This is a genomic window from Spiroplasma endosymbiont of Dromius quadrimaculatus, assembly GCF_964031155.1.
GTDB lineage: Bacteria > Bacillota_I > Bacilli_A > Mycoplasmatales > Nriv7 > Nriv7.
Map to the genome: position 1 here is coordinate 187,339 of NZ_OZ035010.1, position 26,735 is coordinate 214,073.

General features: G+C 25.5%; 33 protein-coding genes. 13 read left to right on the plus strand and 20 right to left on the minus strand.

Annotated features, from left to right (window positions below; translation table 4 throughout):
* Positions 1–66: 66 nt before the first annotated feature.
* The 7 genes from AAHM88_RS01035 to AAHM88_RS01065 all read right to left on the minus strand — a co-directional run bounded on the left by AAHM88_RS01035 (position 67) and on the right by AAHM88_RS01065 (position 6,787).
* Complete coding sequence (locus tag AAHM88_RS01035) at positions 67–984, minus strand: type I phosphomannose isomerase catalytic subunit (RefSeq protein ID WP_342262958.1); 918 nt, start codon at positions 982–984, stop codon at positions 67–69.
* Between the two features lie 3 nt (positions 985–987).
* The gene (locus AAHM88_RS01040) at positions 988–2,991 is read right to left on the minus strand and encodes a fructose-specific PTS transporter subunit EIIC (RefSeq protein WP_342262959.1); all 2,004 of its coding nucleotides are present in this window, start codon (positions 2,989–2,991) and stop codon (positions 988–990) included.
* An 84-nt stretch (positions 2,992–3,075) separates the two neighbouring features.
* Positions 3,076–3,333 carry a hypothetical protein gene (locus AAHM88_RS01045; RefSeq protein ID WP_342262960.1) on the minus strand — a complete coding sequence of 86 codons (258 nt, stop codon included), beginning with the start codon at positions 3,331–3,333 and terminating at the stop codon, positions 3,076–3,078.
* Between the two features lie 287 nt (positions 3,334–3,620).
* Positions 3,621–3,887, minus strand: coding sequence for a hypothetical protein (locus AAHM88_RS01050; protein ID WP_342262961.1), 267 nt, complete (start codon positions 3,885–3,887; stop codon positions 3,621–3,623).
* Positions 3,888–4,024: 137 nt separating this feature from the next.
* The gene (locus tag AAHM88_RS01055; RefSeq protein WP_342262962.1) at positions 4,025–4,462 is read right to left on the minus strand and encodes a PPC domain-containing DNA-binding protein; all 438 of its coding nucleotides are present in this window, start codon (positions 4,460–4,462) and stop codon (positions 4,025–4,027) included.
* 77 nt (positions 4,463–4,539) lie between these two features.
* Positions 4,540–5,796 (minus strand): hypothetical protein, encoded by a 1,257-nt coding sequence (locus AAHM88_RS01060; protein WP_342262963.1) that lies wholly within the window; start codon positions 5,794–5,796, stop codon positions 4,540–4,542.
* Positions 5,747–6,787: a hypothetical protein gene (locus AAHM88_RS01065; protein WP_342262964.1), complete on the minus strand. Its 1,041-nt coding sequence runs from the start codon at positions 6,785–6,787 to the stop codon at positions 5,747–5,749. The genes AAHM88_RS01060 and AAHM88_RS01065 overlap by 50 nt, the downstream gene beginning before the upstream one ends.
* 288 nt (positions 6,788–7,075) lie before the next feature.
* Between AAHM88_RS01065 and AAHM88_RS01070 the strand changes: the two genes are divergently transcribed.
* The 13 genes from AAHM88_RS01070 to AAHM88_RS01130 all read left to right on the plus strand — a co-directional run bounded on the left by AAHM88_RS01070 (position 7,076) and on the right by AAHM88_RS01130 (position 14,602).
* Positions 7,076–7,405: a hypothetical protein gene (locus AAHM88_RS01070; RefSeq protein WP_342262305.1), complete on the plus strand. Its 330-nt coding sequence runs from the start codon at positions 7,076–7,078 to the stop codon at positions 7,403–7,405.
* A gap of 59 nt (positions 7,406–7,464) precedes the next feature.
* Complete coding sequence (locus AAHM88_RS01075; protein WP_342262443.1) at positions 7,465–7,764, plus strand: hypothetical protein; 300 nt, start codon at positions 7,465–7,467, stop codon at positions 7,762–7,764.
* A 13-nt stretch (positions 7,765–7,777) separates the two neighbouring features.
* Positions 7,778–7,990 (plus strand): hypothetical protein, encoded by a 213-nt coding sequence (locus AAHM88_RS01080; protein WP_342262442.1) that lies wholly within the window; start codon positions 7,778–7,780, stop codon positions 7,988–7,990.
* 168 nt (positions 7,991–8,158) lie between these two features.
* A complete protein-coding gene (locus tag AAHM88_RS01085; protein WP_342262441.1) occupies positions 8,159–8,371 on the plus strand; it encodes a hypothetical protein in 213 nt (70 codons plus the stop codon).
* 155 nt (positions 8,372–8,526) lie between these two features.
* Positions 8,527–8,760 carry a hypothetical protein gene (locus tag AAHM88_RS01090; RefSeq protein WP_342262440.1) on the plus strand — a complete coding sequence of 78 codons (234 nt, stop codon included), beginning with the start codon at positions 8,527–8,529 and terminating at the stop codon, positions 8,758–8,760.
* 42 nt (positions 8,761–8,802) lie between these two features.
* A complete protein-coding gene (locus AAHM88_RS01095) occupies positions 8,803–9,042 on the plus strand; it encodes a hypothetical protein (protein ID WP_342262439.1) in 240 nt (79 codons plus the stop codon).
* A gap of 31 nt (positions 9,043–9,073) precedes the next feature.
* Complete coding sequence (locus tag AAHM88_RS01100; RefSeq protein WP_342262965.1) at positions 9,074–10,069, plus strand: hypothetical protein; 996 nt, start codon at positions 9,074–9,076, stop codon at positions 10,067–10,069.
* Between the two features lie 13 nt (positions 10,070–10,082).
* Entirely contained in the window at positions 10,083–10,409 is a 327-nt protein-coding gene (locus tag AAHM88_RS01105) for a hypothetical protein (protein ID WP_342262966.1), read from the plus strand.
* Positions 10,410–10,411: 2 nt separating this feature from the next.
* Positions 10,412–10,666, plus strand: a complete 255-nt coding sequence (locus tag AAHM88_RS01110; RefSeq protein WP_215825736.1) for a hypothetical protein — start codon at positions 10,412–10,414, stop codon at positions 10,664–10,666.
* Between the two features lie 26 nt (positions 10,667–10,692).
* The gene (locus tag AAHM88_RS01115) at positions 10,693–11,079 is read left to right on the plus strand and encodes a hypothetical protein (protein ID WP_342262436.1); all 387 of its coding nucleotides are present in this window, start codon (positions 10,693–10,695) and stop codon (positions 11,077–11,079) included.
* The gene (locus AAHM88_RS01120) at positions 11,072–12,952 is read left to right on the plus strand and encodes a hypothetical protein (RefSeq protein ID WP_342262967.1); all 1,881 of its coding nucleotides are present in this window, start codon (positions 11,072–11,074) and stop codon (positions 12,950–12,952) included. Before AAHM88_RS01115 ends, AAHM88_RS01120 begins: the two co-directional genes overlap by 8 nt.
* A 56-nt stretch (positions 12,953–13,008) precedes the next feature.
* Positions 13,009–13,437, plus strand: coding sequence for a hypothetical protein (locus AAHM88_RS01125; protein WP_342262968.1), 429 nt, complete (start codon positions 13,009–13,011; stop codon positions 13,435–13,437).
* A 76-nt stretch (positions 13,438–13,513) separates the two neighbouring features.
* Positions 13,514–14,602, plus strand: coding sequence for a DDE-type integrase/transposase/recombinase (locus AAHM88_RS01130; RefSeq protein ID WP_342262969.1), 1,089 nt, complete (start codon positions 13,514–13,516; stop codon positions 14,600–14,602).
* Between the two features lie 63 nt (positions 14,603–14,665).
* Here the strand turns inward: AAHM88_RS01130 and AAHM88_RS01135 are convergent, their stop codons facing one another.
* The 13 genes from AAHM88_RS01135 to yqeH all read right to left on the minus strand — a co-directional run bounded on the left by AAHM88_RS01135 (position 14,666) and on the right by yqeH (position 26,734).
* Positions 14,666–15,142: a hypothetical protein gene (locus AAHM88_RS01135; RefSeq protein ID WP_342223655.1), complete on the minus strand. Its 477-nt coding sequence runs from the start codon at positions 15,140–15,142 to the stop codon at positions 14,666–14,668.
* A 132-nt stretch (positions 15,143–15,274) separates the two neighbouring features.
* On the minus strand, positions 15,275–15,673 hold the full coding sequence (locus AAHM88_RS01140; protein WP_342262970.1) for a hypothetical protein: 399 nt from the start codon (positions 15,671–15,673) through the stop codon (positions 15,275–15,277).
* Between the two features lie 53 nt (positions 15,674–15,726).
* Entirely contained in the window at positions 15,727–16,230 is a 504-nt protein-coding gene (locus AAHM88_RS01145) for a hypothetical protein (RefSeq protein WP_342262971.1), read from the minus strand.
* On the minus strand, positions 16,206–16,784 hold the full coding sequence (locus AAHM88_RS01150) for an SGNH/GDSL hydrolase family protein (protein WP_342262972.1): 579 nt from the start codon (positions 16,782–16,784) through the stop codon (positions 16,206–16,208). The genes AAHM88_RS01145 and AAHM88_RS01150 overlap by 25 nt, the downstream gene beginning before the upstream one ends.
* Positions 16,785–17,048: 264 nt before the next feature.
* Entirely contained in the window at positions 17,049–18,101 is a 1,053-nt protein-coding gene (locus AAHM88_RS01155; protein WP_342262973.1) for an SGNH/GDSL hydrolase family protein, read from the minus strand.
* Positions 18,102–18,251: 150 nt separating this feature from the next.
* The gene (locus tag AAHM88_RS01160; protein WP_342262974.1) at positions 18,252–19,508 is read right to left on the minus strand and encodes a hypothetical protein; all 1,257 of its coding nucleotides are present in this window, start codon (positions 19,506–19,508) and stop codon (positions 18,252–18,254) included.
* Between the two features lie 36 nt (positions 19,509–19,544).
* On the minus strand, positions 19,545–21,713 hold the full coding sequence (gene recD2 / locus AAHM88_RS01165; RefSeq protein WP_342262975.1) for an SF1B family DNA helicase RecD2: 2,169 nt from the start codon (positions 21,711–21,713) through the stop codon (positions 19,545–19,547).
* Between the two features lie 29 nt (positions 21,714–21,742).
* On the minus strand, positions 21,743–22,219 hold the full coding sequence (locus AAHM88_RS01170; RefSeq protein WP_338982552.1) for a dual specificity protein phosphatase: 477 nt from the start codon (positions 22,217–22,219) through the stop codon (positions 21,743–21,745).
* A 2-nt stretch (positions 22,220–22,221) separates the two neighbouring features.
* Positions 22,222–23,022, minus strand: coding sequence for a hypothetical protein (locus AAHM88_RS01175; RefSeq protein ID WP_342262976.1), 801 nt, complete (start codon positions 23,020–23,022; stop codon positions 22,222–22,224).
* Positions 23,015–23,728 carry a 5'-methylthioadenosine/S-adenosylhomocysteine nucleosidase gene (gene mtnN / locus AAHM88_RS01180; protein WP_342262977.1) on the minus strand — a complete coding sequence of 238 codons (714 nt, stop codon included), beginning with the start codon at positions 23,726–23,728 and terminating at the stop codon, positions 23,015–23,017. The genes AAHM88_RS01175 and mtnN overlap by 8 nt, the downstream gene beginning before the upstream one ends.
* A complete protein-coding gene (locus tag AAHM88_RS01185; RefSeq protein ID WP_342262978.1) occupies positions 23,728–24,510 on the minus strand; it encodes a hypothetical protein in 783 nt (260 codons plus the stop codon). The genes mtnN and AAHM88_RS01185 overlap by 1 nt, the downstream gene beginning before the upstream one ends.
* Before the next feature lie 43 nt (positions 24,511–24,553).
* Positions 24,554–25,642 carry a nicotinate-nucleotide adenylyltransferase gene (locus AAHM88_RS01190; RefSeq protein WP_342262979.1) on the minus strand — a complete coding sequence of 363 codons (1,089 nt, stop codon included), beginning with the start codon at positions 25,640–25,642 and terminating at the stop codon, positions 24,554–24,556.
* 15 nt (positions 25,643–25,657) lie between these two features.
* Positions 25,658–26,734 (minus strand): ribosome biogenesis GTPase YqeH, encoded by a 1,077-nt coding sequence (yqeH, locus tag AAHM88_RS01195; RefSeq protein WP_342262980.1) that lies wholly within the window; start codon positions 26,732–26,734, stop codon positions 25,658–25,660.
* Position 26,735: the final 1 nt, after the last annotated feature.

A 26,735-nucleotide genomic window follows, 5' to 3' on the forward strand; every position in this document is an offset into this window, starting at 1 on the left:
CCTTAATTATTATGATATCAAAGAATAATAAAAAAATAATCAAGTGATTGATTATTTTTTAAAATTTTATTTACAATAACTAACTAGTAATTTTATTGTTCCCGTAATTGTTAATTGCATTATTTTATCATCTAAAATGATTGCTGATTCACCCATTTTAAAAGGTTCATCATTTATTGTTCCCGCCCCACTAACAACTGTTAATTGTAATCACTTAGTTTCATTAAAATCGTAAGTTGTTGGCAATGAATTATTAATTAAATGTAATGAAAAATATTCATTATTAACTAATAATCCATTTTCACGATGAATAACATCTAAGTTAGTATCAGGAACAGTAATTGTTGCTAAACTATCTTTTAAATGTAATGCTCGTAAATTTCCTTCATCATCTTTACGATCAAAATCATAAAGACGATAAGTAATGTCAGAAGATTGTTGTAATTCAAAAATTGTAACTTCGGGAGTTATCGCATGAACTTTACCAGGCGGAACATATAAAAAATCTCCGGGAACGATGGCAACTTCTTTTAAAAAATGCTTTCATTGCTTTTCATTAATCATTGTTGTTAATTGTTGATTATCATTAGCGCTATGACCATAAATAATTTTAGCATCTTTGGGACAATCAAGAATATATCAACACTCTGCTTTTCCTAGACTTTGATGATGAGCTTTAGCATATTCATCATTGGGATGAACTTGAACACTTAAATAATCATCACTAGTAATAATCTTACTTAATAATGGAAATTCATTATAAGTTAAATTAAATAAATTTTTATTTCTTTCATAAAAATCTTTTAATGTTAGTCCTTGAAATGAACCGTTTATAATAGCAGTAGGATTTGAATCTAAAGCACTAATTACTCAAGCTTCTCCCATATTTGTTTCATTATTAATATCATATCCTCAATTTTGAAGGCGATGAGAGCCTCATATTTTTTTAAGAAATTGCGGTTTTAATTTTAAAATTTGTGACATTAATTATTTCCCTCTTTTAAATCAAGTAGTATATTTCATAAAATTATATTTTTTTAAATTTAATTCATTATTTTTTATCATTAGTAATAGTCCATATGAAAAGCAAGTTATTAAGGTTCCAACAGCAATGATAATTAAGAAAATTGCTGTTTGCGGTCCATATGGAACGGCGCCAAGGAATGCCATAATTGGCCCTCCATGTTGGGCATAATTTTGAATTGAAAAAATTCCCGCTAATCCACCAGCAATTGATGAGCCAATAACATTAGCAATAATAGCTCTTTTAGGATCCCTAATTGCAAAGGGAATTGCACCTTCAGATATACCAATTGTTCCCATAATTAATGAGGCAATTCCTGCTTGTCGACTTTCAGCATCAAAATATTTACGAAAAATTATTGTACTTAAACCCATTCCAAGCGGTGCTACGGGAATAGCGGCTGCTATTGTTCCCATTGGTTGATAAATTTTCATTGTAACTAATGTACTAGCAGTAAAGAAAGCAACTTTATTAATTGGACCACCAATGTCAAATCCTGCCATTGCTCCAATTAATAACCCCATTGCAAAGGCAATTCCTAAGCCAATATTTTGATTACCATAAACTCAGGATAAACCATATTGCACTCAAGTCATAACATAAGAAATTGGGGCACCAATAACAAAAATAAATGTTAAAGATAACAATCCTCCAACCAAAATGGGAATAACAAAAATTGGAATGGCTGCTGATAGTGATTGTGGTACTTTTCACGAATTAATTCATTTTACTAAATATCCTGCTACTAATCCAGCGATTAATGCACCAACAAAACCCATTGGTACCATATCAATTGGTTTATTTGTAACCGAGTCAATAATATTTACTTTAAAAAACTTAAAAAAATTATTTCCCTCGTTTCCTATTAATGATGCTACCATTGCTGGCACTAAAGCAGCCCTACCCGCAATTGAATAAGCAATAAAACCGCCTAAAATAGGAATCATTAAATACATGGCACTAGCCCCAATAATATTTAAATATTTTAAAAATTCAATATCATCAGGTGTAGCATTATTGTTTCCTGTAATAATTTTTGCTAAGCTAATAGATAGTGCAACTAAAATCCCTCCCAAAATAACAAAAGGTACCATATAACTAACACCGGTCATAAAGTGTTTTAAAATAGAACTATTATTTTGTTTATTTTTAGTACTAAAATTAATTGCAGACAATACTTTATTACTATTTAAAGCATCAATTAATAATTGTTCAGGATTTTTAATTGCTTGACTTACTTTAACTTGTAAAATTTTTTTATTAGCAAAACGACTTAAATCAATGCCAATATCAGATGCAATTAAAACTGCATCAGCATTAGCAATATCTTCATTAGTAAATGAATTTTTAACTCCCGCTGCTCCATGAGTTTCCACATTAATGCCATAATCTAACTTCTTTGCTGCTTGTTTTAACTTGTCAGCAGCAATATAAGTATGAGCAACACCAACTGGACAAGCAGTAATGGCTAAAATATTTGTTGGTTTTGATACTATCTTTAGTTCGTTAGCTTCTTCGCAAAACAAAGCATTAATAATTTCTTCTTTACTAAGGCTACTTGTTAAAATTTCTTTAACTTTTTCATCTAATAATCTTTGAGCAATGGAACTTAAAATATTTAAGTGTAAATCACTAGCTTGAATTTTAGGAACAAGTAAAACAATTGCCATTTGCACAGGTTGATCATCAATTGCTTTTCAATCCATTTTTTGTTTAAAACGCAAAAACATTACTGTTGGTTTTTTAATGACATCATCTTGGGCATGCGGAATAGCTAAACCAGCACCCATTCCCGTTGATGTTAAAGCTTCTCTTGCTTTTAGTGCTTTAATTAAAATAGTATCATCTTGACTGTTAATAATATTACTTTTAACAGCTAAACGAGCAATTTCATTAAAAATATCATCTTGACTATTAACATCAAGATTAAAAACAATATTGTTTAATTTTAATAAGTTTGTATTCATTTGTTTAATGCCTTTACTATATCTTTATATACTAATATTATCATATTTTTAGAATTTTAAATAATATTATTTTAATGTGAAAATTTATTGTATTGTTATATCATTTAATTCATTAATCATATTATCTGGTAATATTGGTGCTGATGGCATTGAATTTAACAATTCTTCCTTTATTCTTGTTTTCTCAACAGAAGTTAAGTTATTATATAGTTCATTTTTATAATTTTCTAGTTTCATTAAATGTTCTTGGCGATTTTTAATTTCAGCAATAATTTCATTTTTTTGTGCCATTTTCTGATTTTTTCTGATTTTTAATTCTTTTAACTTATTAATTGTATTCATACTCTTATCAATCCATCCATTTTGAATTTCTTGGAGTAGTCTTGCTTCACGAATTATTCTTAATTGTTCATAATAATGAAGTTTTCTTTCTTTTTCTAATATGAAGTTTTCTAATTTTGGAAATGACTGATATAATTTATTTTCTTCATTTTGAATAATTAATAATATCCTAAATGTTTCGCTTTCAAGTTTTTGTCTTTGTTGTTTATGACAATTCTCTTCAATTTTTTGTTTGTGAGCAAGTAGCTCTAATTGATACTTTTGTAATTTTTTTATTTTATTTTCAATTAATTTTCTTTGATTTTCTCTTTTAATTTTTTTTCTGATAATTTAACTAGTTCATCAATTACATCAATTTTCAAGTCATAGTGCTCCCTACCGCGTACAGTATGTTGTTGGGTCATTTCTAATAACTGTTGATAATCAATTAACTTATTATTAATTTTCACTTTATAATCTTCTAAATGTTTTATATAATGTTTTACCTTTATTTGTTCCTTTTTAATTAGTTTTAATTCATCATTGCTTTCAGTTGCTTTTATGTTATGACTCATATATTACTTTATTACCTTCCTAATATAACTTATTGTATTAAAAACATCAAATAAAAAAATAATCCAAATTTAGATTAAAATCGCGTTATTTTTTTATTAAAAGTTGTAATTAATACAATAATTATATCACAAAATTATTAGTTTAAATCTCACAATTTAATATTATGTGGAGGAATTATTTTTCGAAAAACTTTTTCTTTACTAACTACGGTAATAAAAAATTCACCAGTTAAAGCAATATCAGCTGATTTTAAATGACCAGCAAAAGGTTTATGTTCCGAATTGCCAACCGTAATATGACAATGTACTAATGGAATATTTGGATTCATAGCATCTCAAGCAATACTTCCCATAGCACTGGTTAACTCTAACATTTCACTAATAGTAACTCAGTCATAATCTTGCCTTTCTAAGACATAGTATCCGAGTGTACAATTTTTCACAGCACCAATACCTTGGATTTGACAAAAGCCTCATTGCTTTTCAAGCATAATTTTTTCTAAAGTGCTGACAATTTCTTCTTCTACTTCTAATCGCAAAGCATAAACATTAGATTGTAACATTTTCAATTTCATTAATTTTCTCCTTATCTTTAAAAGTCTATCATTATTAAATGATAGACTAATCTTATATTAAAAATTATATTATTAATTTATTCAATTACTTTTTTTCATAAGTTAGGTAAGTAATCAGTAAAAAATTCATTTAATAAATTTCAACTAACTGATAATCGCTCAGAATAAATTGGTTCTAACATTCACTTAGTAAAAAGTTCAGCAAATAACTCTTGTCTAGCACCAAACCTAATAGTCCCTTGATGCTCATTTCCTTCTTTATCTTTATAACCAGTTTTAAAACCTTGTCTAGCATAATTGCTACTAGACATTATATATCCTAACATATTACTAGCAATTCAAGATTTAGTTTCTTTTCTATCATTATCTACTGAATAACTATCAAAATCGCTACTATCATAACCTAATTTAATACCTAAAAATCTTATTAGTTCATCTGATGGTTTAATTGCAGTTCGATCAGCCATTTTATTAATGAAAGTGTCATTATTAATATTACTATTGTAATTTTCATATCAATATTCTAAATACGGTATTTTACCATTTCAAACTTTTTCATCTGGCAATACACCACTATTTAAATTAAATGGTTGAAAAGTTAAAGCAATATCAAAAACATGACCATATTCATGAATAAAAACATACACTAATGAATCATTACTTGTATAACCATCTTTTTTATAATTATTAGTAAGTTCTTTTTGGTCAAAAGCTTTTTCTGAAAAAGCAACATACTGAAGATTTTTATAAAATTCATACACAGTAATTCCTCTAAAAATTTCTTCACTTGCTTCTTCAGAAATGCTTGCACTAAGCACTCATCGTAAAATATTTTCCTTATTATAATAATTACTTAAATAACTAAAAAGATTAACAATTTGCGTTTTATAATCAGTTCCAAGATAATTTTCTTTTTCCAGTTTATTTAATATTGTATCTCAATCAAATAATACTTTCTGATTATCTCTTAAAATCGTATTATCAATAGCATTTCGTAATGATGCAAAATCATTAAAAGCATGGCGTTTAGCAAAATCAAACCTATTACGAGCCACATTTTCAAAAATTGTTGGGCGATGATTTAATATTTCTTGACATTGATTAATTTTTGCTTTATTAGCTTGATAATACTCTTTAAAAGTAGTATCCGTTAAAGGTTCTAACAACTTTTGGTGTTCTTCATCATAAACATTAGTAATGTCATTTTTATGACGGAAATTACAATTAAAACTATCAAATGCTTTGCTATCATTATAAAGTTGTGGTTTAGTAAATTCAAAAGAACTAATTAATGCTATTATTGTTAGACTTATGGCCTTTGATTTCTTTAACATTTCCTACTCCCTTTCAATTTTTTATTGTTTCTTTATAAGTTTTAGGTAAATAATCAGTAAAAAATTCCTGTAACAATTCTCATTGGACACTTAGTTCGTCATTATACAGTGGAGTTAATAATCATTGTTCCATTCAATTACCAATTAAATTTCCTTCATATGATAAGGAATATTTTATATTACCAAGAAATGTTTTAACTAATTTAATAACAGCAAGACAATGACTTTTTGATAATGAATTATTAAATCAAGGATTATTATTTTCTAACTTTTCAATAATAAACTTATCCATTGTTGCTTTCATATTAAATGAAGAATGTCAAGGCTGATAACTTCTTTCTTCGAAATTAATTTTTTTTAAAGTATTATATCTAAATCATCCAGGGCTAAATTTACCAAGGGCAAAACCACTAGGATGCATTTGGTTTTTATTATCAGGCAAATAACCACGATTTATATTTGCTGGTTCAAATTTCAAACTTTCTGCTAAAACTTGACCATATAAATGAATTAAACCTACAGTAGGAGTATTAAAACCTAAATAACCTTCTTGATGCTTTTGATTAATATACTTTTGATTATTAATATTTGGTGATAAACTTAAAAATTGTCAACCGTTTTTATAACTATTTACTACCATCCCAAAAAAGTGATCATAACTAATACCAGCATCATTATATTGTTCCAATTCATCAATTGCAAATAATCATTTTTGAGTATTTTTTTTACCAAATATCCGACTGAAATAATTATAAATCATTAAAAAATGTGAATCTTCATTTAAATCTTTACGAGATAATTGTTCTGAAAAATTATATTTAAAATTTGATCAATTAAAAAAAGCTTTAATTTTATTATTAAAATTACTATCTTGTTTCAAAACAACAGCATCCAATTGTGCTCGTAAATCAGGAACAGAAAAATAATTTTTATCATAAATATCTAAATTATCAATAGCTTTAGTATTAGTAGCTGTAGAAACCATATACATATGACAAGATTTTGGTTTTTACAAACTTGCTGTTAATTAATAAATAAATATGAGCTCATTTATTTATTACAAGAAATATAAGGTTAAATTAATATTTATTATTTTTAGTTATGCCTTGTATTTTTTTGTGCCTTGATAATAATAAACTAAGTTAATTAGTAAACGAAGTTTACTAACAAATTTTGTTAAACATAAATGTTTAAAAAAATAAATATTTAACTTAGTTAGATAACTAAGCTAAATATAACTTAGTTTAATATAACTAAATATTGTAAGGATGGTATGTATATGAGAAATATTGAAAATATTTTTTTAAATACTGAAAAATATCTTTTAAAAGAAACACAAAATGCAGTACTTATTAAAGCACCAGCAATTCCGTGATTGTATGAATCTACTGGTATTTGGTTTTCGAAACGATTTGTTTATAAAGGAAAATATGAGAATTCTATTTGTATAGGAATAATTAGAGATGGTGAATATCGGTTAGTTTTTATTAATGATAAAGGTCAAGAGTCTAGTTTGATTTTAGGTCATGAGTTGTTAGGTTTTTTTGTTGCTGAAAAAGCATATGATAAAAAGGTTGTAAGTTTTGATTATTTTAAAAATTCATTTTAAAAATGTTTTACGGTGTTTTAAGAATAGGGGTAAATAAAAAAATATTTTAGTTAGTTTTTATGGTGTTTAAACGGCGCGGAAAGCGTATGCTCCGCCCGTTAATTATCTATGTTAGTTGAGTTTATTTAACTAAGTTATTGCAATTTTTTTGAGGAGTTTTAGAAATGAAAATGTGAGTTAATGTGGATGAGTCTGGCAAAGATTATTGTCAAGAGTTTATATATTCTATTAATAAAAAAACTGGATTAGAACAAAAAATTTGAGTGTCTAAATCTGCGGTTGAATCTGTTAGAACTGATTTAGTCGGTGATAATTGACTTTGTGTGTTGATATTGCATATTAAAAGATTAAAAAATTAAGGAGAAAAGAAAGATGAGTATATTTGGACTAGTGTTTTTTACGATTTTAACATTATTACTAGCATATTATATTGCAGTTAATATTTATCGTTTTTTTAAAGATAAAAAGAAATATGGTAGTGAAGCAAAGCAGTTGCCAAAAGATTTTACTTATTCACAACGAATATTTATTGCGAAATTTAAGAAAAATTTATTAGAAAAAGATGGAGAAGAAATTAACAAATAAAAAATATTTAGAATATTTTTAAAAGTATATAGATATGACTAAATTTAACTATAACACAAAAATAAATAAAATTAATCGAATTAAAAGTACAAAAAGGGTTAGAAAAATTAAAAAAATTAAAAAAATGTTAAAAATAGGAAAGATAAATTAAAAGGTAGGGAGAAAAAAGTGAAAGTATGGTATGGTATTGCTTCTTCTGAAGAAGAACAAAAGATAGATAGAGTATCGCAGTTATCTGTATATATTAATGGTGATAACAATACTAAACCTAATCGTGTATGAGCGCGTGATTATGGTGTTGGTCATGTAGAGATAGATATTTTTCATGATGTGTGGGTTTTTATTGATGCTATGTTATTAATTAAGGAAGTTGGTTGTTAAATGTTTAAAAAAATAATTGTTGAGTTAATTGAATTAATTTATCCAACTGCCGATTTACCACCCCAAGTTGTATTTTTGTTTTCAATTTTAATAATTATAATGCTCTTCTCAGCAATTATTTTTCTACTCTTTTGACCTTTTAAGCGGTAATTATTATGTTTTTAGCTGTTTGAAAAGATTTAAATTGAGAACAAATTAAACAGACTTTTTGAGATTTGTTTATCCAAATTACAATTATTCCGGTTCATATTACTGGAGATAAAGAAATTGATTTGACTAAGGAATTACTTTGACTTTTAATAGCAAATATTGCGTTTTGACTGGTATTAGTAATTATTGTCTTATTTATGGTTATTTTATTTTATAAAGTTAAATCTTATTTCTGTTAATAAATATAGAATAAATATTTTGTTTAGAGGGGAGGTGATTGTATGTTTGGAACTTTTTTAGTAGATGCACCGACAGTAGCTATTACTGGTGAACAAGCGGTTACTAAATTATGAAAAGCGTTAATTGGAGCGTTTGGTCACATTTGAACCGATATTATTGGTGGTAATATGCCAAATGTTGTTGATTTTTTTGCTACATATTGAGTTTTCTTGCTTGGAGTAATTATTGGTTTATTTTTAATTGCTTTTAAAATGTTTGAAAAATTAATGCCCGGTAGATAGTAATAAAAATAAAGAAAGTGTGATTTAAGTTATGCTATTGTTTAAGAAAATAAATTTAAGATTATATGATTTTGTGGCTTTAAATCGCACTTTATTTATTATTGCATGATTTTATGGTGTAATTTTGTATTATTATAATCCTCAAAGTTGACGAATGTTATTTGATATTATTTATTTATTAATTGCTTTGTATATTTTATATACTAAAATTTCTCATTTCTTTGCTCGCCGTAATTTTGTTAATTTTCTATTAAATTCACCTTTAAATTTGGTTATTGGTGCTTTAGGGACAGGAAAAACTGCTCTAATGGTTTTAGCTTCTTATTTGTTAAGTGGTTGAAAAACGATTTCTACTTTTCCGATTACAGATAAACAAATGCTTTCATTAGGGCATATGTCACTTTTAGATTATAATTATCCAATTTTAGATGAAAAACATTTACTGTTATGAGATGAAACTAACTTATTTTTAGAAGGAACTGATTATAAAGAAAATGATAGAGTAACCCAAGGTTTACAAGAATATTTCGCTTCGGCTCGCCAATTTACCCATATCGTATTAGCAAGTGGACAACGAGCTGAACATATATGGATATGGGTTAAAGTTCGTGATATTGCGAATTCAATAATTGTTGGCATTAGAAAAAAACCGGTTAGTATCTTTCGTCCTTATTTACAAGTTATTTATGGCACTTTTAAATCGGTAAGCGAATACGAGCAATGACGATTAACTTTAATTAATGCTAAAAATGATAAAAAAGGTCGCAAAATTAAGTATCGTAGCATTCCGGAATTAGACATTTATTTCTTTAAGTTGAAAATTCCGATATCAATTTTAAACCTTTATGATAATAAATATTTATCATTCTTGCGTGAATTAAGTAATCGTGCTTTGAATGATAATTATCAGCATAAATTTTGAAATGATAATGTAATGGATATTGAAGCATTAGAATATTTAAAAATGGAAAAATTCAGTAAGATACTTACTAAGTTAAAAAATAATTTGAAGAAGAAAAACAAGTAAAGGAGTTTAAAAAATGGAAAACTTAGAAAAAATGGCTAGTTTGATTGGCGATATGTTTTATAAAGTTTTTGATTTAATTTGAACTTTAACCATTCCCGGAACAGATATTCGCATTATTATTTTTCCGCTAATTATGCTTGTGATAAATCTTGTAATTGGTGGTATTTTAGGTATTCATATTGAACGACCAAAAGTTGGTTTTCGTAAAAAATATCAAAAATCAGTTGCTAATTGAGGAGTCAACAAACAAGTTGGTAATTTTCACCACAAAAAAAGCGGCCAAATTACCACAGTTAGACAAAATAAAAATTTTAAATCGTGAAATCAAAGGAGTAAATAAATGTGTTTAAATTAATAATATTATTTATTCTTGTTTCTGTTTTTTCTATTTTTGCTTTAGGTGATTTTTTAGGTTTATGAGCCTATGTGCGTGAGGGTTTAGAATATTTTAATAAAGTTTTATCAAAAAATATTAAAATTTTAGATTTGTTTAAACCAATGATAAGGTTATTTTCCCAACATCCGATTTTCCAAATTTTAGGAACGATTTGTATTTTATCAACAATATATTTAATTTTAAGAGGACCTACTGAATAAAAAAATACTTTGAAAGGAGTTAAAAAATGAAAAAGTTAAAGAAAATATTAAGTATTAAATGATTTAAAAGCATTTTAGGTTTTGTGCATTTTTTTATTATATTTCATACTGTTATGGTTATAATTTGAGTATTTTTAACAAGAATTAGAACTAACACAGATGAGTTTTTTAAAGATTTTATATTGTTTGATTTTCAAAATGTATTTTTTAAGGTGTATTTTTGATTATTAATGGTTTATTTGTTAATGACAGTTGTTAAGTTAATTATTAAGCGTTTTTATTTTAATAAAGTAGTTAGAAAACATCAAAAAGAAGTTATTAATATTTCTGAATGTCCATTATATTATGAATATAAATTTTCTCATGCTTTTAAAGCAATAAAAGAGAGTTTTAAGTCGTGATGAGATGCATAAGATTATTTCTTGATTTATTATAATGTTTATTGGTTTGGTGCCATTAGGGGTGTTCTTTGATACAAAACAACCACCAAAACCTAATATGGAACAATCCTTTATGAAACGAGAAAAACGAGCTACAAATCCCAGTCAATGTGGTAATAGTTGTGAATTAGAGTTTGCTAGCATTAAACAGAGTGCTTTTATTTATAATCCTTATTTTCAAAATAATTTTAATTCTAATCTCTTACAAGTTAAGAATCAGGGTTTAAATATTCCGTATGATATTTCAAGAAATGTTGGGGGTGGTTATTTTCCAAATCCTAGCCTTATTTTATTGGTTAAAGAAAAATCCAATGTTTATGATGAAGTTAATAATTTTTATCGTAATAATGGTACATATTCAAGTAATGCTTATGTTGTTGATAGCTTAGTTAAATTTAAAATTTCTATTTATGAATCAGAAGGTATATTTTATTTAAATTCATTTTCTGCCGAAATGCCCCCTTTACCCGAAAAAGAGAACGAGCAATTATTACCAACAGTAATAACTAAAAATGATGGTGAATATCAGTATAATCAGTTTCAAGATAAACTTGATTATTTAATGATACAACGCCGAGATTTTGATAAATTTAATTATAGTTATTTATATTGAGTCCCAATTTTTAATTTCTTTGACGATAATTTTAAATATATGAGTGAAATTTCAATTAAATTAAATGGTTTTAAACAAAATAGTAAATTTAATTTAAGTCGCAAAAACTCATATCCTAAACCTGATATGATGGAAAAAGTTATTTTTAGGGAACTTTCCTTTTCCAGTTTTGGTGATGTTATTACTATAAAAACTGAACATGGTAGCATTGTGGGTAATAACGAGTTTTTAGAAAATGGTAAATCAATTTTAAAATTTGGGTCAGTAACAAGTTTTGGAAGAGATTTTATCAACACCTTTTTCGGACAAATTAATTATTATGGTAATACTTTCCATTTTTTACGCTATGATGACAAATTAAAATTTGATTTTAAAGATTTTATGCTTTATTATCAAAAAGATTTAACTATTGATTTTATTAATGGTTTATTTAATAAAATTTATAAAGTTTTAGGTGAGTTTTTTGTACAATTCTTTTATGCGAGTTTTGATATGGATGCTTCTACTTATGTAGAATTAGATTACAAAGGAATGCAACAAATTCCTAAAAATGTTTTACAAATGGGTTTTTTCTATCGTTCCTTAATTACTTTTTATCCCAAACAGTATTTAATTAACTTTGGTTCAACAATGGAAAATAGTAAGAATATGATTTTTCGTTCCTATTTCTTTGTTAAAGATAAACAAATTGCCAATGGTTTTAATACTGGTAAAAGTTCTTATCAAATAGATTTTAATGTGTTAAAAGCATATGATAATCAATTATGAAACTCCACTAGTAATAAACTGCATTTTTATAATGCTAAAGTCGATGTCATGTATGGAATTAATATTTTTACACTAACTTTTCCACTATATAAAAAGAAAAACGAAAGCACTGAATATCATTATTCTTTATACGATTTTAACATTTTGAATTCAACAGCTTTTATTGGTGGCGGAATAAGCGGAAATATGGATGACTTAATTCCAACGCCCAGCTGTTCTTATTGGGGTTTATTTAGTGCCATATCGTGTGGCATTCAACATGCTTCTGTTAGCGTGTTAAATTGATTACTTGGTCTTTCTGGAATTAATCTTTTAATTCGTCCTCTTGCTGATATTGCCAAAACAACAATTAATTTTACGAAAACTGCTTTCCCAGTATTTGAAGTTATTCCGGCATTTCAGATGTTATTTGAATTTGTAGTGCCCTTAGCAATTTTGCTAATGATATTAAAAAAGTTTTCTTAAATGTTTCCAATATTTTTATATAAAATATAATTCCTTTGAAAGGAGGATTTTTATTTATGTGAAAATTTTTATCAGCTTTAAATTTAGTATGTATAATGTTTATCTCGGGATGTAGTAAAAATAGCAATGATTTAAAAAAATATGATTTAGAGTTTGCTAGCATTAAACAGAGTGCTTTTATTTATAATCCTTATTTTCAAAATAATTTTAATTCTAATCTCTTACAAGTTAAGAATCAGGGTTTAAATATTCCGTATGATATTTCAAGAAATGTTGGGGGTGGTTATTTTCCAAATCCTAGCCTTATTTTATTGGTTAAAGAAAAATCCAATGTTTATGATGAAGTTAATAATTTTTATCGTAATAATGGTACATATTCAAGTAATGCTTATGTTGTTGATAGCTTAGTTAAATTTAAAATTTCTATTTATGAATCAGAAGGTATATTTTATTTAAATTCATTTTCTGCCGAAATGCCTTATTAACTTTAGTAATTTAATAACCATTCTTGAAAATCGTATTTTTTGTAATACGGTTTTCTTAATTTAAGGAGTTTAAAAAATGAAATATATTATTTCCCAAGCTGATTTAGCAGATTTAAAAGCAAAAGTACAAAGTTGACTAAGTGCTAATTGCCGTAATCCTTATTACTATAAAACTAAAAAACGCATTACTGCCTATTTAAATTTATGCACTTATTTTTATATGGAAGAAACTACTTTAACAAAACTTATTAAAAAATATTTTAAGAATGCAACGAAAACCTTTTATCGTTGGGCGGAAAAAATTATGACTGCTTATTATTCTGATAATTTAGATTTGTTATTGTTTAAAACTATAAAACCACAAAATCTTAATTATCAATATAGTTTAAATTCTCGTGAAAAGGTATGTGATTTATATTTTGATTATAAAAATCTTCAAGCAGGTGGAATGTGGTCTTTATTTAATAATTTAAAAATCGGTTCTCACGATATTAAAAATTCAGAAGTTCCTAAAAATATCAAAACTTTTTATCGTTGAATTAAATCTGACCCTCGTTGAAAAGAATTAAAACAGCAAATCAAACAAACAAAACGCCATTTTAAGCGTTATGAAGTTTCTGAGATTGGTCTTTTACAAATGGATGCTAAAATTATTACCACATCAAATTTTCCGGTTGATAAAAAATATTACATTTATGATTTCATTGACGAAATGACACGGATAGTATTTGGTTATGTTTATGATAGTTTAGGAACCAATAACGCAATTAATGCCATGCAAAGAGCAATAAAAGATTTTAGCGAACTTGGTATAACAATTAAACGCCTTCGTACTGATAACGCTCCAGAGTTTACTACTACTAACTGAAGTAATAAAAAATCATACAAAGTAAAAGAAAGGCCTTTTACAACCTTTCTTTCGAGGAACGGAATTGTTCACGAAACCACACCAATCCGTTCTCCTCAGAGCAACGGAAAGATTGAACGATTCCATCAACATTATACCAAATTATTTTATTCTAAGGATAAAAAATTAAATCAAAATGAGCTTCAACATTATTTAAACAAATATTATTACTTTTATAATTTTGAACGCCGTCATTCATCTTTAAACAGTAAAACACCTTTTCAAAAATTGCAAAAATTTTTACTATTAGTTTCTTAAAATAAATGCACTGCCATTCGGTGATAATTTAATTTCTTAAAAATAATTCCGAGACTGCCTTTCTTAATTACTTCCAAATCCAAGGGGTATTTCAGGCTGTAATAGATGAAATGCTACCCACGCACCATTTCCATAATCATAAGAATTTAATCCTCATAAATTTAATGTTACTCATCCAGCAATTATAACCGCTACTGGTGCTAGTGGAGGGAATGCTTCTGCAATTTGTTGAGCTAGTTCAGTTATTGAATGCCCGCCTTCAATAAGGCTTTCAATTTCATTATGACTAAAATGTAGTCTGCAATAACCAAATCAATATCAATATGTTTCAAATCAAACTCCCGAATCTTTTAATTGATAACTATCAATTATTATTGGTTTATTGTAATTTTCTCTTTTATTTCTATTTAAATTTTCTAAATTATCAGCCTTTTGATAATTAATTTCATTTTTTGCTGGAGCTGGAGCGTTTCCAACAAGTCCCGCCATTCCGCTCCCTGCTATTGTTATTGTTCCTAAAATTCCTAGTAATTTTTTCATATTAATCAAATCCCTTTCGTGAATTTTTACTAATTAATAAAATTAATAACACCTTTTCCTTTCTCCAAATTTTAATCTACAGTCTTTTTACCTTGGAATTTAATTGTAAACTATTTTTGAAAATTTCTCGCATTATTTTATAATTTTTTGTCCCTTTTTTAAAAAATCTCTTGTGTTTGTCATAAGTCTGTGGTATATTACATTAGTATTAGTAGCATTAGAAAATTTTTTTATTAGTTTCTTATTATTAGTATTAGACTTTTTAAAAAATTCTTGAATACATTGATTAATAAACTTAATTTCATTATTAGAAACATTAATATCAAAATCAGTTTCAACTTGTATTCTATCTTGTTTACTAAATAAATCTTTTTTAATAGTAGAAACTAAAGCATTAGGATTATTACTAGTAAAATTGCAATTTAGTGATGATAAAATTTCTTTAGTATTATTTAAATTCATAGGAATAACATTTATTCCTAAGCAAAGATTGATAGTTAATGCTAAAGAAAAATTTTTAATTTTAGACACTATTAGTCTCCTTTCAGAAATATTAATAAACTAAAGATATGGCAAACAAATCTTTATCATTTTTTAACAATATTAAATAATTCCATTCCTAATTGATAATGAGCATTTTTTGTGGGATGAACTTGATCAAAGAAAAGAAAATTATCAATGTTATGAAGATTACAATAATCATTAAATTCAACAATAATGTCACCTTTATTTTTCTTTACTCGTTCTAAAAATCCATCTAATTCTAATTTTGAACAACCCTTTTTAGTTTCTTTACCCGCTAATAAAAAATTATTTGCTATCTTTTTAAATGTTGTAAATAAATCATATAATTTAACATAGTTAGCAAAATCTTTATTCACTTTATTAACCATTATTGCTAATTTTTGATTATATTTTTTAATAACTTCAGTAGTAATTAATGGCCGATCTTTAATTATAGGAGTATCAGCAATGTCTGGTAAATTACCAATAACTATTCTTTGAGCATTAGAAGCAATTAAACGACGCAAATTTTCTTCTTGTCTTTGAACCACATTATCAATTAACACATCATCAATTTTATCCACTCATACAAAACATTAGCCCCCAAAATAATAACAACTAAATCATCGCTTTTAATTTTGTGCTGTGTTAATAATGCTGTTGTTTGCTTTGTTAAAGAAATTTTACTTTGTAATAAATTACCAAACTTATTATTACTAGTACCAGCAATTACTTGGGCGGCACCAGTAGAATAATTGTTGCCTAATTGTTGGAATTTTCACCCTAAAAAACTAATTTTAAATTCCGCAAGAAAAGCTGGTGATAAAGATAAATTTAACTTATTAGCTAAGACTTCAACAGCTACGGGCCCATTACTAAAAGAATTGCCATAAAATGGCGGTTGAAATTCTACTCTTTCAATTCCTGTTAAAAAACTAGGGATTTTACCTAACATTGTATTAACTAAATCTACTAATGCACCATTATCCGATAAACTGTCGCCTAAAGCATAAATTTGATTATATTTTGTTTGATTTTTTGTTTGATTTTCAGTATTATGGTTTTGTAAATTAATCGGAGTTGTTATTAATGAAGTCAGTAAAAATAAACTTAATAAACTTTTAGAATTATTTAACATTATAATTCACTCCTTTACATATAAAATAATAAGACCCAAAAAAATGATAAGTTATCAATATAGTCGTTAATAAGTTAAAATCTTAACTTAATTAATCTTTTTTTGAGAATCACAACCTTTATGAGAAGATTTTATATTTATTTTTTAGGAGCTTATTATTAAAGTGATTATATCAAATTTATTTAAAATATTTATAAATATAAAATAAAAATAAAACTGCCCTATATAAAATATAGAGCAATTAAGATATGACAGTAATTTATGCTATCACCAATTAACTAAATTAAATAGTTCTAATCCTAATTGATAATGAGCATTTTTTGTGGGATGAACTTGATCAAAAAAAAGAAATTCATCAATATTGTTAATATTACAATAATTATTAAATTCAACTTCAAAGTTCCCCTTTGCTAATTTAACTTTTTCAAAAAGATGATCAACATCTAAGTTTGAACAACTCTTATAGATTTCTTTCCCTTGTTTTAAAAAGTTACTAGTAACTTTTTTCATCAAGGCATAAATATCATATAGTTTAACAGTTTGATAATATTTACAATTAACTTTTTCAATCATTAATTTTAATTTTTCATTATATATTTTGATTTTTTTATTAGAAAGCATTACTTTTTCTTTTGCCATTGGAATCGTAGATACATCGGGTAAATTACCAATAACTATTCTTTGAGCATTAGAATTAATTAAACGATTAATATTATTTTCTTGCGTTAAAACAATTTCATCCAGCATTTTATCAGTAATATTTGTATTTCATAAAACATCATTACCACCCATAATAATAACAATTAAATCTTTGCTTTGAAGTTGATGTTGTTGCAATAATGCTGTTGTTTGATAAGTTAAAGAAATTTTTGTTTGTAAAAAACTTCTAAACTTACTATAGTTATCTGTTCCAATTACTTGTGCGCCTGATGTTGCATAATTATTACCTAATTTTTCAAAAGTTCATCCTAAAAAAAGCATTTTAAATTCATTAAATCATGTTGGTATTAAAGATAAACCTAATTTATTAGCTAAAACTTCAACAGCTACGGGTCCATTACTAAAAGAATTATTATAATATGGTGATTTAAAGGCAATTTCTTTAATTCCTGCATAGTTTTTTAAAAAACTGGGAACTTTTTCTAACATTTGATTTGCTAATCCTACTAATGAACCATTATCTGACAGACTATCTCCTAAAACATACAATTGATGATATTTATTATTTTGTTGCAGATTAATTTGGTATTTTATCGGAGTTAACATTAGTAAAAAGGATAAAAATAAAGATTTTAATAAATTACTTTTTTGAACCAAAACTATGCTCCTTTTAAATATAAAATTTTTTCATACAAAATAAATTAGGTTTATTATCAACCATTGCCTATATAATTCACCTTCTTTTAATATTTGTTATTTTAATTATACCAAATATTAAAAATGACACGAAAATTAATATTACAAATTTTAAATTAATTTTGTTTTTCAAAACTTATTAAGAACATTTTCTGCTAAACTTAATTTATTATTTTCTTTCGCTGTAAAGAAAAATGGCGATGCTGTTGTCAATGCATACAGATAATCATCCACTACTTCTAATATTATAATTAAATTGCTATTAAAATTATCAAATTCATAAAAACTACCATTAAGATTAATTTTAAATATAACACCAGCAAAATTACTAGCATAAAAATTATTATTATAAAATACTAAATTTCTAATTCCTGCGACCAAGTTAACAAAAAGATTAAAATTACCTTTACTATCGCTTTTAAAAATTTCACCATTTTGTAGAGCAATATAGATATTGTTATTAACAAAAATCATATCATTAATATTTTTATCAAAATTACTTAATTCAGTAAAATTACCGACTGTACTTTCTTTAAAGAGTTTACTGCTACTTGTTCCATAATTAACACCAACATATAAACTATTATTAAAAGAACCTATTCTGATAATTTTAGTACCACTATCAGGCACACTAAATATTTCTTCAAAAGTATTAGAATCTTTAACTAAAAAAACTTTCCCCGTATCAGTACCTAAATAAAAATTATTATTATGAACAGCAAGACTTCAAATCATCCCACCAGTTCAATTGGTTAATTTTTGAAAGTTACCATTTTTATTACCTTTAAAAAGTTTTTTGGTTATTGTTCCCATATAAATATTGTCATTATATACTAATGCACTTCAAAAAGCATCAGAAATAGGAATCGTTCCTAACTCTTGAAAGTTACCAGTCCGATCACCTTTTAGAATTCTGTTATATAAAAATACATAAAAACTACCATTACTATAACTAAAAGTTGGAATTGTTTGCAATGGATTTCCAAAATTAGCAATTTCAGTAAACGGACCAATAAGACTCATTAGTAATGGTTTACTAGTACCAGTTCAATACTTTTCATCATTCCCAACAGAAATAGTTACTCATATATCCCCTTTCACTTGTAAATTACTACTAATATCATTAGTTGCTTCACTATCAGCAAAATATTTAAATTTTGCCTTAGTAGAAAGGGGGCGCTTAATAAATTGCTCTTCTTTAATAATCTCTTGTTGTAGTTTATTATATTGATTATTTGATTGATAAATAATTGATTGTAAACTATTTAAAGTGCTTAAATCTTTAACACTTAAAGAACAAGCACTAATAATATTAAGAACTTGTATTAATCAAAAAAAGATAACTATTAGCGATACATTCTTTTTCATAATATCCCTCACTTTTCATTTATTAGATGATGTCATTTATGATGATATTTTACCACTATGGATTATTTTATTTTCCATTAATCTTTTAACTAATGTTGTAATTCGTGGTTTTTCTAATGAATTAACAGCTTTAATAAAAATATTTTTTTGACCTAAAAGATATAATTTCTTTTGACAGCGAGTAATAGCCGTATAAATAAGATTTCTTTTTAACATATATGTTGCACTACTGTCAATAATCATTATTACAAACGGGTATTCACTACCTTGTGATTTATGAACAGAAATAGTATAAGCTAAAATAAGATTATTCAACTCCTGATGGTGATATTCAATAATTCTTTGCTCATAACGAACAATAATAACTTGTTTATTTTGTTCATTAGTAATAATGCTATCAATAATCCCAATATCACCATTATAAATATCTTTTTCACTATCATTTTTAGTTTGCATTACTTTATCACCAACACGAAAAATAGTTGTTGCAATTTTAATTTGCATTTTATCTTTACAAAAAGGATTATAGGCTTCTTGCAATATTTCATTAATTGCATTAATGCCACAGCGACCATTATACATTGAAGCAAGAACCTGAACTTCAAAGATATTGCTTTCATTAACTAATTGTAAAAATATCTTTGCCAAATTTTCTAAAAGTTGCTGGATTTGATAATATTCAATAAATTGAACTTCATTACTATTAGTAAATTCATAACTAAAATTATTTTGTTGCATTTGATATGCTAAATTAATAATTTCTGATTTTTCAAGTTGACGATAGACTTTCTGTAAACTAATAATATTTAAATGTGATACTTGTAATAAATCTCCTAAAACATTGCCACTACCAACAGAAGTTAATTGATTGTTATCACCAACTAAAACTAATTTATGTAAATTAGGACTAGCAACTAATAAATTATTAAATAAAATTGTATCAACCATACTCATCTCATCAACAACAATTAAATCAAAATTTAATGGCTCAGTTTCATTATGATTAAATTTATTGTGATTCAAATTTCATTTTAATAATTTATGAATTGTCATTGCTTCAACATTAGTTTGCTCTTTTAATCGTTTAGCGGCTCTTCCTGTGGGCGCACAAATCGCAACTGTATTATGAGGATAATGTTTTTGATATAAAGCAATAATTCCTTTAATTAAAGTTGTTTTTCCTGTCCCTGGTCCACCATTAATAATGGTTAAATTTTTTTGACTAAATTTTAATAATGCTAATTGTTGTTCGTTATTATAACTAATATTATTTTCTTGTTCAATAATATGAATATCTTCAATAATAACAGCATCATTAATATTGTTATCTAATTTTTGTAATTGATTTAAATATTTAGCAATAAAAATTTCACTATAATAAATTTCTATATCATAAAAATTATTATTATCAACGATAATTTTATTTTCATTAACAGCTTGCATTACTACTTGATTAATTAATTTTTCATCTAAAATACTATACTTCATAAGTTGTTTTAAAATTATATTAACTGGAAAATAACTATGTCCTGTCTTAAAGGACTCTTGACGAATAATATATCTTAATGCATATACTAAACGCGAAACATTATCAAGATTAATTTCTAACACTCTAGCGAGTTGGTCAGCTTTATGAAAAGTTCAAAATTCACATTGATCACTTAACACATAAGGATTAACTTTTATTAATTGTAAAAGTTTTTCTCCATATTGTGCTTGTAACTTATGCAATAAATCAAAAGATAACTGAGCTCGTGAAAATCATTGTGTTAATTGATGATCATTTTTTTGCTTTTTAATTTGTTCATAAATAATTTGCGCTTGATTTTTTTTAATACCAATATTAAATAAAATCTTATCATCACAATAAATCTTATTTAAAACATCATCTTGTAAATAATCAATAATCTTTTGAGCTGTAGTTTTACCAATTGTCGGAAATAATGGTGACGACAAATACTTCACTAAATATTCATTGTCTTCAATAATTACTGTTTTATATTCTTCAACTTGAAATTGTTTACCATACTTTGGATGACTAACAAATTGCCCTTGTAGTTCATATAACTGTTCGGGTTGCAAATTAAATAAATAACCTTTAACAAAAATATAACGATTAATACTATCATGTAACAAAAACTTACAAATTATAAAACCATTAGTTTCAAAAACAATTGTTTTTAAATAGCCTTTAATTTTTTCCATTATGTTCTCCTTAATTACTAAAAAAGATTTTACTTATTTTTTAAATCATTATAAGGAAACTCATGATTCAAATAATGTCAATAAGCTGGGTTCGGATTAGCACGAGAATAATTTTTTTTAAATTGTTTTCAAGCACTATGAAAGTTATCTTGTGATAAATGGTTATTAATAACTAAATAAATAAAGACTAATGAAGCACTACGATTAACTCCTCAAACACAATGAACGAAAACATTTTCTTCCTCTTTAAGATGTTCATCAATAAAATTTAAACCTGCTTTTAAAACTTTTTTGTCTAAGGTACCAATTTCTGGATAATCTAACAAATTTAAATATAATTCTTTTTTATCATCGCTTAAATAAACTTGTTCTGATTGGTCATCAAGATTAGGGATTTTTTGAGCAAAAAAATCACTCGCAGCACTGACGATAAATTCACAAAATGCTGGTTTTGATTGATAATCTCCTAAATATAAATAATTAATAATTTTACGATAATTTTTCATTTTTATCTCCTTTTTCTTTTATGTTTCATATCATAACGATAATTAAAAATATACACATAAAATCATACTAAAAATAATAATAAAATAGTAAAAATAATCATAAAGAAAATAAAAGTAAATATACCATCAAAATTAATAAAAGAAACTTCTTGATTATATGAAAGAAATGGATAATTATAAATTTTAATCCAATCAATCTTACCATTAGTAGTAAATAAATCTGGGTGTTTATTATGATCTAATAAGCGTAATGCGCCCCGCACTAAAATAAACATTAAATAAATTAAGGGATATAAAATAATAATTCATAGCTTTCAACGAAAAAAATTTCTTGAATAGATTATATCTTCATAACTAATAATCACAATGTAAATAATTAACAGTAAAGGAATAATACCATTTTGAAACGCAATAATAATCCAATGTCAACCTTTAATAGTATACGGTGTGGATATTAATACTCATGGAAAAATAATTATTCAATAAACTAATAAAGTAAATGATGCATAAACAGAAAAAGCAATTTTAGCCGTTGATTTAGTCCACCTTGTTAATCCTTCATTACGATAAAAGACTAACGCATTAACAAAATATGCTAAAATTAAAATATTTACTTGCACCACAAAAAAACTTAAATAATTACCACTCCGACCATTAGCAGGGGTTTCATCAAAAGCTGTTCCTTGATAATCAAATAAAGCTATCAAATAACCAATTACCAAAACAACAATACATAAACTAATAGCAATAACTTTATATATTGTTCTTCAAGTTAATAAACCCAAAATATAATGTTTAACCATTATCTTCAATTCTCCCTTTACTAATAATTTCAGCAACTAATTTCAATGTTATTTTTGCCAACTTCCGACTAATATTGTCTAAACTCTTATTAAACTGATTAATATTTTTTAATTGATGATAAACATTATCCGAAACTGCTTTTAAAACTAAGATGGGACATTGTTGTAAATATGCTACTTGACAAATAGCTGCACATTCCATATCAACAATTGTTACTTTCTTACCAACATTTTCTTGAATTATTTGTGCTTGGGATACACTATTAATAAAACTATCACCTGTAGCAAGATTAGTTATCATAATATTATTATTTTTACTAAATTTTTTTCAAGGTTCATAAATACAATTATATGCTTGTGGCAATTTTGGTAATTGTCCATATTTATAATCAAATGCTGTTAAATCAACATCATAATAAAAGACTTGTTGAACCAAAAATAATGAACTAATTTTTATTTCTTCACTAATAGCACCAACACTACCAATATTAATTAATAAATCTAAATTATAATTTTGTAACAAATGATAAGTATTAATAGCACTATTAACTTTTCCAATACCACTTTCAGTAATAATAATTTGGTGGTCAAGATAATTTCATACAACTAAATTCTCACTAATATCTGTTTTTTTAGCAATTTTACTTAATTCCTTATTTAAAATTGTTAACTCTTGGCTCATTGCCGCTATAATTCCAATTATCATTATCTGCGCACCATTTTAGAATGACGATATTGTCGTTTTTCAAAAATAACATTATTTAATGAAATGAATAAATAAGTTAACCCAGTAATTAATATAAATATAAATAAAAATGTTACTGTAATTGTTGCAATACCATAAGTATAATGATGATAGTTTAAAAATCAATAAGGATATTCTAAATCAAAACTTTCTAAGGGAAATTTCTCATAAAGACTATCAATAAATGAATTTTGATGGCGAAGTTCACCGCGGACCATTATAAACAAAAAATAAAAAAATGGATAAATATAAACTTTATATAAAGATTGACGATTAAATCTTCGTAAATCATAATGAAATTTACCTGACATTCAAAAAAAATAAATAAGCATTCCTATCGGAATAATAAAATGTAAAAATATTGTAAAAATTCAACCTTTAAGGTCATATGTAGTTTTATTAACAATTCCTGGTAATAAACCAGCCGTAAAAACTATTGAAGTAACAGCAATATATACCGTAACAAATAAACGAATCAAAAAGGAATGGATGTCTAGTTTTTGATAAGTAAAATGAAAATATGCCACAAAATAAAAATAAATAATAACAATAATATTAGTTTGTTGCGTAAAAAAAGAAATAAAAATTGTTCCTTTATCAGTATATAATAAATCATATTTTGCTAAATAAGAATGGAAAAATAAATAATCAATAAAATCTCAAATTAAAACAATTGTACCAACAATAGCAAAAATCAATGTATGAAAACCTTTAACTGAAAAACTACGACTAATTTTTTTCATTTTTATTCTCCTTACAATTAATTATATAATTAGCTATCATAATTTAAAAAAATTTTTTATAAACTTTTTCAATTTCTTGACCAATATTGTCAATACCATTTTTATTAACTACTTCTAAATAATGATAATAAAAAATTTTTTTAAAAGCTTCATCAAGATTAGTAAATGCTAATTTTCGTAAATTATCAATATGAGGATAATTTCTTTCAAAAGAAATTTTATCAGCAATAAAAATAATTTTATCTAAATTACTCATTGTAACAGCAGCAGTAGTATGATTACTAATTGCTAATAAAATTTCTTTATCATTAAAACCTAAATGATGTTCTAAATATAATGCTCCTGTTTTTGAATGTCAAGTTGGTACGGGTTCACTTAAAAATTGTGGTAAATACTGTTGTAAATATTGCTGATGTTGAGCATCTTCTCATTGTTTAGTTATATCGTGATAAACGCCTGCTATTTCGGCTTTTAAACAATTAACTTGATAATGATTCGCTAATTGTTTTGCCATTGTTCCTACATTTAAACAATGAAGATAACGAGTTTTATCCATATGTAATAACAAACGATCAGCAATATAAAGTAAATTATCATTAATATATGCTAAAACTTTAGAATCAATTGTTGTTATCATTCCTTGGCGAATTTTAGTTGAACTAATATTAGCAAAAAGTGGTTGTAAAATAACTTTATTATATGATTGTAATATCTTTTCATTTAAAAGATATTCTGCTCTTTGAGCAATAACAAAAATAACTTTAGTTTTTAAAATCGCAATATTATGTCAGCGATGCAAATTATTAGCTTGATCAGAACCAACAATAATATAATATTGATGATTAAAACCATATTTTTCTTGTAAAGATATTACCGTATCAATCGTATAGGAAATGCCTTGACGATCTACCTCACAAGTTTCTAACTTCATTCAAGGATATTTACTAATGACAAGATTAATCATTTTAATCCGATGAAGAGAATTAGTTAATTGTCGTTTTTTTAAAGGTGAACAATATGCAGGAACAATTAAAAGCATATCAGCTTTTAATTGTTCATAAGCTTGAAGCATAATTTCTTTATGTTGGTTATGAATAGGATCAAAACTCCCACCAAAAATAATAATTTTCATCTTATTCCTTTCTGATTATACTATTGGTTTAATAATTTGATAATCACAATTTTCTGGTAATAGCAACCTCAATTTTTGCTTTCGAGCTTTAAATGAAATTCATCCATAACCATAAATTTGAATGCCAATTTTTTCTTCATCATCTTTAGAAATTTTAATTTGATGTTCAACCATTTTAGTATTTGGTTTTAAAAGTAAAATTTGTTGCTTTCAAATTCGCGAACAATTTTCAATCTTACTACGATGTAAAACTAATTTATTAGAACCATAAAAATGAAATGATGTTGCTAACCCTTCAATAAATGAAAATTGAAATAATCCCACAATAGTTATTGTTTGTCCATATTCCAATTGATAAGTTTTACTTTTAATTTTTGATTCAAAATTTAAATTACGATAAGCATTACTATTTAAATAATAATTTAATTCATTGCTATTAGCAAATCCTGGAGTATCATAAAAATATAAGTAGTCACGATAAGCAATAGCAATTAGATTCATTGTTGTATTAGGAAAATAACTTATTAATGGTAATTTACGAGGAAACTGTTGTTGTAATGATAATATCTTATTAATTAATGAACTTTTACCAACATTAGTTTTTCCAATTCAATAAATATCAGTTTGCTGTTTTTTTAAAAATTCAACAAATTCATCAATAAAATAATTTTTTGTACTACTAATAAGAATAATATCAATTGGTTCTAGTCCAATTAATGTTATTTGTTTTCTAACCCAATCTTTAAGTTTATTAAAAGCAATATATTGCATTATGGTATCAATTTTATTAATTATTAGATAAAATCTTAAATTCTTTAATTGATAATGATACTGCCAAATTAAACTGCCAAAAAAGTCCATTATATTAATAACATAAAAAACTACCCCATCATTATTTTTAATCTTCATAAATAAATCATCATAATTATAATTAACATTATTAACATTTACTAATTCATTATAATGTTTAATCCGAAAACATCGCCAACAATAAAAATGAGAATTATTTTGAAGTTTTGCAATGTAACCAGCTTGTAAATTATTATTAGATTGTAATTCTGAACCACACCCATAACATATCATCGCGATCATT